The sequence below is a fragment of the Alishewanella jeotgali KCTC 22429 genome (assembly GCF_000245735.1).
GTDB classification, from domain to species: domain Bacteria; phylum Pseudomonadota; class Gammaproteobacteria; order Enterobacterales; family Alteromonadaceae; genus Alishewanella; species Alishewanella jeotgali.
On the sequence record NZ_AHTH01000040.1, the window covers coordinates 38130 to 49655 of the forward strand.

Below are 11526 nucleotides of genomic sequence, written 5' to 3' on the forward strand. Positions count from 1 at the left end.
AACCTCGGTTAGCGGGGTAGGGCAAAGTTAAGGTGGCCTCCCAGCCGGTAACGACTGCCGGGAGAGGTTAAATAAGCCAGGCTGACCGCGCCGTCACGGCTAAAGGTGCGGCGGGTCAGACGCAGGCAGGGTTCGGGTTTTTTCAGCAGCAACTGCTGGCAGGTAAAATCATCCGGCCAGATAGCTTCAACTATATGCTCGGCTTCGGTCAGCGGTGCGATCTGGCTTAAATAGAGATGCGGGGTGATTTCCTGAAAGTCCTGTTGGGTATACAGCGGCACCTGTTTCGGGTTGACATAACGCGCTTCCAGTTGCAGCGGAAGAGCATCGGAGTAATGCACGATCAGCGAGAAGAATACCGGCTCATTGCGTTTTAACCCCAAAGCCGTCGCCACAATAGTCGGGCAAGGCAGTTCGGTGAGCTGTAACAACTTAGCGCGGTAGGCATGGCCACTGCTTTGCACCTCATCGGCAATATTGCGGATTTCCAGCAACGAGGATTGCGATTTTAACGCGGCAACAAAGCTACCGACGCCCTGGGTGCGATACAGGATGCCCTGTTCGGTCAGTTCCTGTAACGCGCGCCGGGCCGTCATCCGGCTGACGGAGAACTGCTCTGCCAATTCATTTTCCGATGGCACCCGGCTATGTTCCGGCCAGGCGCCGCTTTCGATCTGGCGCAGCATAAATTCTTTAATTTCGGCAAATTTCGCCATAGCGAGGCTGACCTGTTAGCAAGGGTTACGCAGTGATGTGGTAAAAATAGCGGATCTTGGTTGTATATACAAGTTTTTCGGTTAGACTATTTGCAAAGTGGTTAAACAGCATGACACCGCGGCTACGGAGCACCGCCGCGGTAAACAGGAGCACAGAATGGCAGACTTTGATGCGGTATGGCTAAATGCGAAGCTGGCGACGATGACGGATAACGGCAGCCCCTATGGTGCTATTGAGCAGGGGGCATTGGCGGTTAAGGATGGGCTGATTGCCTATGCCGGGCCTCAGGCCGACCTGCCGCCTTTTGATAGCCTGGTGACACCCCTTTATGATGTGCAGGGGCAGTGGCTGCTGCCTGGTTTGATCGATTGCCATACCCATTTGTTGTATGCCGGTAACCGCGCCAATGAGTTTGAGCTGCGTCTGCAAGGAGCCAGTTATCAGCAAATTGCCGCGGCCGGCGGCGGCATTGCCAGTACCGTTCGGGCAACCCGCGACGCCAGTGAAGAAGCATTGTTTAAGCTGGGTAAAGATCGCTTAAATGCGCTGCTGCGGGAAGGAGTGACCACGGTTGAAATCAAATCCGGCTATGGTCTGGATTTAGCCAGTGAACAAAAGCTGTTAGAAGTGGCGGCTTTGCTGGAGCAGCATCATCCGGCCAGTATTATCAAAACCTTTTTGGGCGCGCATGCGTTACCGCCGGAATTTAAAGATAATGCCGATGGCTATATCGAGGCGGTGTGTCAGATGTTGCCGACGTTGCAGCAGCTCGGCTTAGTGGATGCCGTAGATATCTTCTGTGAGGGCATTGGTTTTAGTGTGGCGCAAAGTCGCAAGGTGTTTGCGGCGGCAACGGCGCTAGGTCTGCCGGTAAAAGCCCATGCCGAGCAGTTATCGAATCTGGGCGGCAGTGCGCTGGTGGCTGAGTTTGGCGGTTTATCGGCCGATCATGTTGAATATCTGGATGAAGCCGGTGTGGCGGCGATGGCGAAAGCCGGTACTGTCGCGGTATTGTTGCCGGGGGCCTATTATTTTCTGCGTGAAACCCAGCTGCCGCCACTGGCGCTGCTGCGGCAATATCAGGTCCCGATGGCGGTTGCCAGCGATCTGAATCCCGGCACCTCGCCGTTTTGTTCTTTGCAGTTGATGCTGAATATGGCCTGCACGCTGTTTCGTTTAACCCCGGAAGAAGCCCTGCTCGGCGTCACCCGCCATGCTGCAACTGCGCTGGGGCTGAAAGATCGGGGGCAACTGCAAGCAGGTATGCGGGCAGACTTTGGCTGTTATGCGATAACTCAGCCGGCTGAGCTGTGCTATCAGTTTGGGGTAGCGCCGTTAAAACAACTGGTGATAGCCGGCAGTCTGTGCCGGCTATCATAACAGGTATTTATTCCACCACAGCAGCCTGGCGTTGTTTGCCGAGAATAAAGGCCTGCACCAGCTGGCTCAGTACCTGCCCACAATGGTTAAGCCCGGCGCTAACACCTGAGGGATGTTGCGCCGGCGCGGCTTCGGCCAGATGCAGGTAGGCGGTAGCGGGTAAACGGGCGATTTGATACACCGCCTGCTCTGCCTGCGCCACACTGATACCACTGTAATTCAGCGCACTGGCCGGCATGGCGGTAATGGCATCAGTATCCAGCTCCAGTGCCAGCGGCGTATGGGCGCTAAGCACTTTATCGCAGGCCAGATCCAGCGCTTGCTGCCAGCTTAGCTGTTGGCGGACAAAAATCTGCTGGTAGCTGATAAAATCGGCACCGGCAGCCGACAGTGCTGCCAGGCTGGCGGCATTATTTTTTTGCTGGTGCAGGCCCAGCACCAGATAATGCTGCAGTAGCTGCTTCTCCATCGCATAGCTAAAACCGTTACCGCTATGGCGGCCTTCCAGCGCACGAAAATCGGCATGGGGATCAATATTGATACAGTTGGCAGCCTGACCAGTATAGCTGTAGAGTGCCTGTAACAGCGGCAGTGCATTATTATGACCGCCACCAATTACTATGGGGGTAAGACCGGCAGCAAAAATCGGCGCGACCGCCGCACCAACCCGCTCATCCAGCTCAGCACAGAGTTGCCGGAGTTGCATCAGCTCCGCGGCATGAGCGGCGTTCAGGTTGCTGCTCTGCTGCTGTAAATCGGCACAGCTGACTTCACCCAGCACTAACAGCTGCTGCGCATCCAGTAAGCTGTTTGCCTGCAGATTGAGAAATTTGCTTAAAAATGCCTGCCAGCCCAAGGTGGCACCGGGCAAGCCACAGTTGGCCCGTGGGCCGATATCCTCGGGAATGCCCAGCAACACAAACTGGCCGCCCGTTGCGGCATGGCGGGCTAAATTCGCAGCTAGGTCCAATGTCGGATCCGGCAGTTGGCATTGTTCTGCCAGACGGCTTTCACCCGGACGGGGTTGAAAAAAGGCGCTTAGATGCGCCTTAGTTAAATACTGCACTGCTGCCATAGCTTATTCGAGATCCAACGCATCCGGTGACAGAATGATGCCCGTGCTGTCGGCATACAAATGGTCGCCCGGCAGGAAGGTAACACCGGCAAAATTCACCGGCACCTCGGTTTCACCAAAACCATTATCGTCAGCACCAATCGGAATGGCATTCACCGCCTGAATACCGATATCAAAGTCTTCCAGGGCATCCAGATCGCGCACACTGCCATAGCAAACAATGCCTTCCCAGCCATTGGTGGCCGCCAGCGAGGCCAGTTCGGCATCAATCAGCGCACGCCGGGCCGAACCGCCGCCGTCAATCAGCAATACCTTGCCAATGCCATTATCAGCCAGTACCTGACGGATCAGGCCATTATCCTCAAAACATTTAACAGTATGGATTTGTCCGCCAAAGGAGCGGCGGCCGCCGTAGTTTGCAAAAATCGGTTCAACGACATCAACCTGATCCGCATACAGATCGCACAGTTCAGACGTATTATATTCCACGGTTAACTCCATACCAGAAGAAGGGGTGTGCTCAGTATAACCCGCTGACATATAAGCTCAAGCGGAACTTATCGCCTTTTGGCGCCAGCGCCGCAGCGGGCGGCAGCACTTTTAATCGTCGCTGTCATTTTTTCGTCATTAAGCTTGCTTAGTATCCGGTTAGTTATTGCACAACAGGATCACTGTCATGTTGCTAAAACGACTGGAATACTGGGACCATGCTTTTTTCTGCCGGCTGTTCGCCAGGAGCTCCTCGCTGCTGCTGTCGCGCGGCAGTTACTGGATATCGAAAACGGCCGATGGTCCACTGTATTTATTACTGGTGCTACTGCTGCTGGTGCTTGAGGTAGCAGATAGTTGGCAGTTTACCCGGCTATTATTGCTGGCGTTTGCGATAGAGCTGCCGTTGTATCTGTTGTTAAAAAACACTATCCGGCGGATGCGACCGCAGCAGGCGGTCAGGCTGCACCCGGTGGTAGCGCATATCGTACCCTCTGATACCTTTAGCCTGCCATCCGGGCATACTGCTGCGGCCTTTGTGGTGGTAACAGCGGTTGCGCTCTGTTTTCCGGCCTGTTTCTGGTTAGTGTTACTGTGGGGGCTATTAGTTGGTTTGTCGCGCATTATGCTGGGTGTGCACTTTCCGCTGGATATCCTGGCTGGGATCAGCCTTGGCGTTGCCTCCTGCTACAGCGCAGCAAAGCTGCTCTGAGCAGGCGGTGTCACAGGCTTTTAATATTGATCAGGGGGGCGCGACTGGCATTGGCAGCTTTTAGCCGCGCCAGATATTGCTGCCATAGGGTTTCCTGCTGGCTGGCCAGTTGTTGCAGGTAGGCAAAACTATAGAGGCCGGTGTGATGGCCATCGTCAAACTGCAATTTTACCGCGTAATGACCAACAGGGGTGATGGCGCTGATCCCAACCTGCCGCTTATTGGCGACCAGCCGTGGTGTGCCATGGCCACGCACTTCGGCGGATGGCGAATGCACCCGCAGAAATTCCGCACTTAAACTCTGGCACTGCCCCGCGGCATCCAGCAGATCCAGGATCCGCCGTTGCCGGTGGTAATGCAGTTTTACCAGTGCTGTCGCCATTACAGAATAAACCGGCTCAGATCTTCATCCTGCACCAGGCTACCCAGATGCTGCTCAACATAGGCCGCATCAATGGCAATTTGTTGCCCGGTATGGTCGGCGGCATCGTAGGAAATTTCTTCCAGCAACCGCTCCATCACCGTATACAGCCGCCGGGCGCCGATATTTTCAGTGGTTTCATTAACCTGAAACGCCGCGGCAGCGATACGTTTAATGCCATCTTCGGTAAACTGAATTTGTACACCCTCAGTCGCCAGCATCGCACGCGCCTGCTCGGTTAATGACGCCTTGGGCTCCGTCAGAATACGCTCAAAATCGGCGGCGGTTAAGGCTTCCAGCTCGACGCGGATCGGTAACCGGCCTTGCAGTTCAGGCACCAGATCCGACGGCTTGCTCATCTGGAAGGCACCTGAGGCGATAAACAGGATATGGTCGGTTTTGACCATACCATGCTTGGTATTTACCGTGCAGCCTTCGATTAATGGCAGCAGGTCACGCTGTACACCTTCGCGTGACACGTCAGGGCCGCTGGTTTCGCCGCGCTTACAGATTTTGTCAATTTCATCCAAAAACACGATACCATTTTGCTCTACTGCCTCCAGCGCTTCGGCTTTCAGCTCTTCCGGATTGACCAGTTTGGCGGCCTCTTCTTCAATCAGCTGCTTAAAGGCATCTTTAATTTTCAACTTACGTTTTTTCTTTTTCTCACTGCCCAGGCTCTGGAACATGCTCTGCAATTGCGAGGTCATCTCTTCCATCCCCGGCGGCGCCATAATTTCTACGCCAATAGGCCCCTGCGACAGTTCCAGTTCGATTTCTTTGTCATCTAACTGGCCTTCACGCAGTTTTTTGCGGAAGATCTGCCGGGTATTAGAGTCGGTGCTGGCTTTTTCCGGCTCGCCCCAGGCGTCTTTGGGTTTGGGTAACAGCGCATCGAGGATCCGCTCTTCCGCGGCTTCTTCGGCCCGAAAGCGGTTTTTGGCAATGGCCTGTTCGCGAAACATCTTTACCGCGCTGTCTGTCAGATCACGGATAATACTTTCCACTTCCTTACCGACATAACCGACTTCGGTAAACTTGGTCGCTTCGACTTTAATAAAGGGCGCGTTCGCCAGCTTGGCAAGGCGACGGGCAATTTCGGTTTTACCGACACCGGTAGGGCCTATCATCAGAATATTTTTTGGCGTCACTTCCTGGCGCAGCGCCGGATCTAATTGCATGCGGCGCCAACGATTACGCAGCGCGATGGCGACAGCCCGTTTGGCTTTGTTCTGGCCAATAATATGGCGATCCAGCTCGTGGACTATTTCTCTTGGGGTCATATCAGACATGGGCTACCTGCTTACAATTCTTCAATAGTCTGGTGGTGATTGGTGTAGACACAGATATCACCGGCAATTTTCAGGCTTTTTTCCACGATATCGCGGGCGCTGAGCTCAGTATTTTGTAACAAAGCGGTGGCGGCTGCCTGGGCAAAGGGGCCACCACTGCCAATGGCAATCAAATCATGCTCTGGCTGCACCACATCACCATTACCGGTAATGATCAGTGAGGTATTGGCATCGGCCACGGCTAACAGGGCTTCCAGCTTACGCAGCATACGATCGGTACGCCAGTCTTTCGCCAGTTCAACGGCGGCACGCATTAAGTGGCCCTGATGCATTTCCAGCTTGGCTTCGAAGCGTTCGAACAGGGTAAAGGCATCAGCGGTGCCGCCGGCAAAACCGGCCAGTACCTTATTGTGATAGAGGCGGCGAACCTTGCGGGCATTACCCTTCATTACGGTATTACCCAGCGAGACCTGGCCATCACCACCGATGGCAACATGGCCATTGCGGCGAACAGAGACGATAGTAGTCATAAAAAAGCCCTATGGCGAAAACATAGGGCTTAAGTAAGGGGGACAGCCGGGTTTTTCAAGTCCAGTTACGGACCTGACAGGTATTAATCCCCATTTGCCGTAATCGGTTCATATCGGCAGTGGCGGCCCGGCGCGATTCATAAGGGCCTACTACCACCCGGAACCAGACGCCGTTGCTGCCTTCGGTACGTCTGACATCGGCAGTAATGCCGGCAAAGGCAATTTGTGCTTTCATCTGTTCAGCCTGGCCTTGCTGGCGGAAAGAGCCGCACTGTAACACCGCCGGCACGCTACGTTGCTGTTCGGGGACTTCGACCGTAATTTCGCGGTTTTCCAATTCTTTAATATATTGGTAAGGCTCAGATTGCGGTTTGGGCGGTAACTCATCTTTCGCCGGCGCCTTAACCGGTGCCGCTGCAGGTTGACTGCTACTGACCGGTTGTTGCTTTAAAAACCACAGACCATAGACAAAGACGCTAAGTGTTAGCAAGGTAAGCGCAATTAGCAGCCAGGGCTTATTACTGGCCGCCGGCGCCTTGGCGCGACTGCCTCTGGCCTGACCTTTAGCGGGTGCTTTCGGACGGGTGGCGCGCACATAATCTTTTTGTGGCATACGACTTATCAATTACCTGTTTTTCTAATCACACTGTATTCTACCCGGATCGGCAGAAAAGGAAATAACGCAGCTCCGATCTGTTACCAAAACAAGCCGTGGCGCTGCAGTCACTGGTTTTCGCGGCTTAACTTAAATCCAGCGCATCGACATCGAGCTGCCATTTGATTTTACGGCTCAGCGGCCATTGCGATACCTCTGCTAAAACCTGACTTAGCAGTTGATGCAGCAGCGGCCGTTGTGCGGCATAGAGGTGTAATTGCCAGCGGTATTTACCTGCCCGGCGTTCCAGCGGCGATAACAGAGGGCCGAGCTGTTGAACCTGAGGTTGCTGCTGACAGTAGCTGGCAACCTGCTGTAGCCACTGCTGGCAAAGCTCACTCTGATGGGCTTCTGCTCTGAATAGCGCCATATACTGACAGGGGGGTAACAGGGTTTGCTGGCGCTCCAGCAGGGCACTGCGGGCAAAGGCGGCATAACCGTTTAGCATGATGTCCTGCAGCAAGGCGTGTTCCGGATGTTGGGTTTGCAGTAACACCTTGCCTTTATCATGGCCACGACCGGCCCGGCCGGCAACCTGGGTCAGCAACTGCCCCAGTTGCTCAGGAGCACGAAAGTCGGCGCTATACAGGGCGCCATCGACGTCGACAATCACCACCAGAGTAACAAAGGGGAAATGATGGCCTTTAGCCAGCATCTGGGTTCCCAAAATCAATCTGGGGCCAGGTTGCTGAATTTCGGCTAACAGGCTGGCGAAAGCACCTTTACGCCGGGTACTGTCACGGTCAAGCCGCGTTACCGGAACCTCTGGAAACAACACACTCAGATGCTCTTCCAGTTGCTCGGTACCCTGACCGACCGGCGCCAGCCGGGTACTGCCACAGCCGCCGCATTGTCGTGGTACGGCCCGGGTAGCACCGCAGTGATGGCAGACCAACTGCCGGCTATGTTTATGGTAAGTGGTAAAAGCACTACAACGCTGACATTCGGTCAACCAGCCGCAATCCTGACAGCTGAGAGCCGGTGCAAAACCGCGACGATTTAAGAACAGCATCACCTGTTTGCCCAGTTTCAGCTGTTGCTGCATTTGTTGAATACTTTGTGCGGCCAGTCCGTATTGTAAAACCTGTTGCTTCAGATCAACCAGCTCCAGCTGCGGCATCGCCTGACCACTGGCGCGGGCTGTCAGTGTCAGCTTGGTAAAACGACCTTGCTGACAGTTATACAGTGACTCGAGACTCGGCGTGGCCGAGCCAAGCAGGATCGGACAACACTCCAGTGCTGCGCGCTTAATCGCCAGATCCCGGGCGTGATAACGAAAGCCGTCTTGCTGTTTTAGTGACAGGTCATGTTCCTCGTCAATAATAATGAGTCCGAGCTTGCGAAAAGGTAAAAACAGTGCCGAGCGGGTACCTATTACCACAGCTGCGCTGCCACTGGCCGCTTGCAGCCAGCAGTTAAGGCGTTCGCCGTCACTTAAATTTGAATGCCAGACCAGTACCGGGGCCCGGAAACGTTTGCTAAAGCGTTCCAGCGTTTGTGGGGTCAGGCCAATTTCCGGTAGCAATACCAGTATTTGCTGACCAAGCTCCAGCAGGGAGGGGATTAGCTGCAGGTAGACTTCGGTTTTGCCGGAGCCGGTGACACCTTCCAGCAAAAAGGGCCGGAAGCTGCCCTGGGCCTGATTAACAGCGGTTACTGCCAGAGCCTGATCGGCGGTTAATTGCAACGCAGGCTCGGCTAGGCCCTGATAGTGATAGGGCGCGATCTCGGTTTGGAACGACTCGACCAGCTCCTTGGCCATTAATTGCTTCAGCGCACTGCCGCTGTAGTGGCTTTTGACGGTCGCTTCATCCAGCGCTTGTGTTGTCAGGGCCTGCCACAGTTCTGCCTGTTTAGCCGAGCGTGAGAAGCTTTGCGGGTTAGCGGCTTTACCGCTGTCGGTCAGTCGGTACGCACGGGGCAGGTAGTCAGCGAGTGGGCGGCCTTCACGCAACAGTGCGGGTAAGGCGGCCGTGAGGACCTCCCCCAGTGGATGGTGATAGTAATCTGCAGCGAAGCTAAGAAGTTGGCGCAGTAAAGCTGGCAAGACCGGCGTCTGGTCGATCACGGCAAGCACCGGTTTAAGTTGTTGCTCACTAACGTCGGGTTTAACCGCTAATTGCCAGACAATCCCCACCAGTTCACGTTTACCAAAGGGCACCCGCACCCGGCAGCCTATGCTCACCTCAAGTTCAGGCGGTAACAGGTAATCAAAATGCTGGCGCAAGGGTACGGGCAGGGCAACGCGGATCGCAGTCACAGCAGCTTCCATAGCAACAAAATCAGGGGTTAAGTTTAAGGAAGCGCGTGCGCCTTGCCAAGTAAAACAAAAATCTGTGCTTTTCTGGTTTTCTGGTTGCAACTTCAGCGGCTATCTATTAAGCTACGCGCCCTAAATTAACTGTAATTACGTATGGTGTCTGGCGATAAAAAATGCGACCAGATGGCGATACGGCCTAACGAGGTAACCCATGAAACCAGGTATCCACCCGGAATACAAAGAAATTACTGCAACCTGTACTTGCGGTAATACCTTCAAAACCCGTTCAGCTCTGTGCAAAGACATCCACCTGGACGTTTGCTCAGCTTGCCACCCGTTCTATACCGGTAAGCAGAAAGTGTTGGATGTTGGTGGTCGTGTAGACCGCTTCAAAAAGCGTTTCTCGGTACTGGGCAGCCGTTAATCGGCAGCGAGTACGAAAAAACCGGAGCCAGGCTCCGGTTTTTTTTTATGGTGCGCCGGGCATGGCGCGCAGCGCCTTGACCGGCGCTATCTGCTGACTGTGGTGGTTAGCAGGTGACTTGGAGGTGAAAGTCCTCTACACACCCGGCAAGGGGAAGTGTTAGCTGAACGGCAAGGGTGCCTATCGTGAGGTAGGATCTGAAGGAAGCTGAAAGCAAAATGCTGGCCTGACGAACAGGAAGCGGTTTAGGCGTTGTAGCAGGGTAAGGTGGCCATTATCACTAAAGCCCAATACTTGCATGGAATGCTGCAACGTAAAGCCGACAGGCATAAGCAGGAAGGTCGCGCGAATTACCCCGGGAGGTCTGATGGTCTGCCAAAGTGCTACTAACATCGGAAGGTGTTGGGATGGGCCATCAGAAGTCAGCCGAGGCCGTAGTAGTGCTGAAACCAACAGCATGAAGGGCTGAACATGTTTAACCGCGATTAGGACATTGGACCTCGATGCTGATTGATGATGCACAAGCGCAGGAAACTGCGGCCATGAATAGCAGATGCGAACAGAATTCGCCGACGCGGCATTATGGTGCTGAAATTAACACGGCGGCCAATGGGCGAACGAAAGCGGAAGTACCGCTGACGATGGAAGCGGTGATAACCCGAGATAACCTGATGCTGGCGTATCAGCGAGTGGTGGAAAACAAGGGTGCAGCAGGGGTTGATAACCTGAGTGTATCGGCATTAAAGCCATGGCTGAAAGCACACTGGCCAAGTGTCAGAGAAGCACTGATAACGGGTAGCTATCTGCCACGGAGGATACGCAAAGTCGATATTCCCAAGCCAAATGGCGGGATAAGGACACTGGGTATACCGACCGTAGTGGACAGACTCATCCAGCAAGCGATAGCGCAAGTGCTCACGCCTCACGTTGAGCCCGGCTTCTCACACTCCAGTTATGGCTTCAGAGCAAACCGCAATGCATGGCAAGCTGTGCGCCAAGCGCAGCAGTACATCCATAGCGGCAAACGCTGGGTTGTGGATATGGATTTAGAGAAGTTCTTTGACCGGGTAGACCACGACATCCTGATGTCGAGGTTAGCCCGAATCATCAAAGATGACCGGTTACTCAAACTCATCCGCCGATATCTGGAAGCAGAAATGGTAGATGAGCAGGGTGTGTTAAAACGTGATAAGGGTATGCCACAAGGCGGACCGCTGTCACCACTGTTATCAAATATCCTGCTGGACGAACTGGACAAGGAGCTTGAACGGCGCGGACATAGCTTCTGCCGCTATGCGGATGACTGCAACATCTATGTCAGTAGTCAAAAGGCAGGCGAGCAGGTGCTTTGCAGCATCGGTGAATTCTTAGAGAAAACATTGAAGCTGCAGGTGAATGAGCAGAAAAGTGCAGTCGCCAGGCCCTGGGAGCGCAAGTTCCTGGGATATAGCTTCACCAAGCACCAGGTCGTGCGACTGAAAATTGCGCCAAGCAGTGTAGACAGGCTGAAAGATAAAATCCGAAGTCTGACGACAGGAAACGGCTCAAAGTCAGTGGCAAAGGTTATCAGT

Annotated in this window: 12 protein-coding genes; 4 read left to right on the forward strand and 8 right to left on the reverse strand. The window is 54.2% G+C overall.

Annotated elements, in window-relative coordinates; translation table 11 throughout:
* Positions 1-8: 8 nt before the first annotated feature.
* Positions 9-716 carry a histidine utilization repressor gene (gene hutC / locus AJE_RS12450; protein WP_008951163.1) on the reverse strand — a complete coding sequence of 236 codons (708 nt, stop codon included), beginning with the start codon at positions 714-716 and terminating at the stop codon, positions 9-11.
* A 157-nt stretch (positions 717-873) separates the two neighbouring features.
* Here hutC and hutI point away from each other — a divergent pair, with 157 nt between their 5' ends.
* Positions 874-2097 carry an imidazolonepropionase gene (hutI, locus tag AJE_RS12455; protein WP_008951164.1) on the forward strand — a complete coding sequence of 408 codons (1224 nt, stop codon included), beginning with the start codon at positions 874-876 and terminating at the stop codon, positions 2095-2097.
* Positions 2098-2104: 7 nt separating this feature from the next.
* Here the strand turns inward: hutI and AJE_RS12460 are convergent, their stop codons facing one another.
* Positions 2105-3172, reverse strand: coding sequence for a formimidoylglutamase (locus AJE_RS12460; RefSeq protein WP_008951165.1), 1068 nt, complete (start codon positions 3170-3172; stop codon positions 2105-2107).
* A 3-nt stretch (positions 3173-3175) separates the two neighbouring features.
* Positions 3176-3661 (reverse strand): ribonuclease E activity regulator RraA, encoded by a 486-nt coding sequence (gene rraA / locus AJE_RS12465; protein ID WP_008951166.1) that lies wholly within the window; start codon positions 3659-3661, stop codon positions 3176-3178.
* Between the two features lie 187 nt (positions 3662-3848).
* Here rraA and AJE_RS12470 point away from each other — a divergent pair, with 187 nt between their 5' ends.
* Positions 3849-4373: a phosphatase PAP2 family protein gene (locus AJE_RS12470; RefSeq protein WP_008609037.1), complete on the forward strand. Its 525-nt coding sequence runs from the start codon at positions 3849-3851 to the stop codon at positions 4371-4373.
* A 10-nt stretch (positions 4374-4383) separates the two neighbouring features.
* Here AJE_RS12470 and AJE_RS12475 read toward each other — a convergent pair whose 3' ends face one another.
* The 5 genes from AJE_RS12475 to priA all read right to left on the reverse strand — a co-directional run bounded on the left by AJE_RS12475 (position 4384) and on the right by priA (position 9543).
* Positions 4384-4755 carry a gamma-butyrobetaine hydroxylase family protein gene (locus tag AJE_RS12475; RefSeq protein ID WP_008951167.1) on the reverse strand — a complete coding sequence of 124 codons (372 nt, stop codon included), beginning with the start codon at positions 4753-4755 and terminating at the stop codon, positions 4384-4386.
* A complete protein-coding gene (gene hslU, locus AJE_RS12480; protein WP_008951168.1) occupies positions 4755-6086 on the reverse strand; it encodes an HslU--HslV peptidase ATPase subunit in 1332 nt (443 codons plus the stop codon). Before hslU ends, AJE_RS12475 begins: the two co-directional genes overlap by 1 nt.
* An 11-nt stretch (positions 6087-6097) precedes the next feature.
* Positions 6098-6616: an ATP-dependent protease subunit HslV gene (gene hslV / locus AJE_RS12485; RefSeq protein WP_008609034.1), complete on the reverse strand. Its 519-nt coding sequence runs from the start codon at positions 6614-6616 to the stop codon at positions 6098-6100.
* A gap of 55 nt (positions 6617-6671) precedes the next feature.
* Positions 6672-7229 carry an SPOR domain-containing protein gene (locus AJE_RS12490; protein WP_008951169.1) on the reverse strand — a complete coding sequence of 186 codons (558 nt, stop codon included), beginning with the start codon at positions 7227-7229 and terminating at the stop codon, positions 6672-6674.
* A 127-nt stretch (positions 7230-7356) separates the two neighbouring features.
* A complete protein-coding gene (priA, locus tag AJE_RS12495) occupies positions 7357-9543 on the reverse strand; it encodes a primosomal protein N' (RefSeq protein ID WP_039928749.1) in 2187 nt (728 codons plus the stop codon).
* 199 nt (positions 9544-9742) lie between these two features.
* On the opposite strand from priA, the gene rpmE reads away from it, so the two are divergent.
* Both rpmE and ltrA read left to right on the forward strand, forming a co-directional pair.
* Positions 9743-9955, forward strand: coding sequence for a 50S ribosomal protein L31 (gene rpmE / locus AJE_RS18260; protein ID WP_008951171.1), 213 nt, complete (start codon positions 9743-9745; stop codon positions 9953-9955).
* A 542-nt stretch (positions 9956-10497) separates the two neighbouring features.
* Positions 10498-11526: group II intron reverse transcriptase/maturase (ltrA, locus tag AJE_RS12500; RefSeq protein WP_237709356.1), on the forward strand; the 1029-nt coding region annotated here is incomplete at its 3' end.

What these genes read in the sequence shown, in the direction of transcription:
- hutC (WP_008951163.1), bottom strand. Translation starts at nt 716, where the DNA reads ATGGCGAAATTTGCCGAAATTAAAGAATTTATGCTGCGCCAGATCGAA.
- hutI (WP_008951164.1), top strand. Translation starts at nt 874, where the DNA reads ATGGCAGACTTTGATGCGGTATGGCTAAATGCGAAGCTGGCGACGATG.
- AJE_RS12460 (WP_008951165.1), bottom strand. Translation starts at nt 3,172, where the DNA reads ATGGCAGCAGTGCAGTATTTAACTAAGGCGCATCTAAGCGCCTTTTTT.
- AJE_RS12470 (WP_008609037.1), top strand. Translation starts at nt 3,849, where the DNA reads ATGTTGCTAAAACGACTGGAATACTGGGACCATGCTTTTTTCTGCCGG.
- AJE_RS12475 (WP_008951167.1), bottom strand. Translation starts at nt 4,755, where the DNA reads ATGGCGACAGCACTGGTAAAACTGCATTACCACCGGCAACGGCGGATC.
- hslU (WP_008951168.1), bottom strand. Translation starts at nt 6,086, where the DNA reads ATGTCTGATATGACCCCAAGAGAAATAGTCCACGAGCTGGATCGCCAT.
- hslV (WP_008609034.1), bottom strand. Translation starts at nt 6,616, where the DNA reads ATGACTACTATCGTCTCTGTTCGCCGCAATGGCCATGTTGCCATCGGT.
- AJE_RS12490 (WP_008951169.1), bottom strand. Translation starts at nt 7,229, where the DNA reads ATGCCACAAAAAGATTATGTGCGCGCCACCCGTCCGAAAGCACCCGCT.
- priA (WP_039928749.1), bottom strand. Translation starts at nt 9,543, where the DNA reads ATGGAAGCTGCTGTGACTGCGATCCGCGTTGCCCTGCCCGTACCCTTG.
- rpmE (WP_008951171.1), top strand. Translation starts at nt 9,743, where the DNA reads ATGAAACCAGGTATCCACCCGGAATACAAAGAAATTACTGCAACCTGT.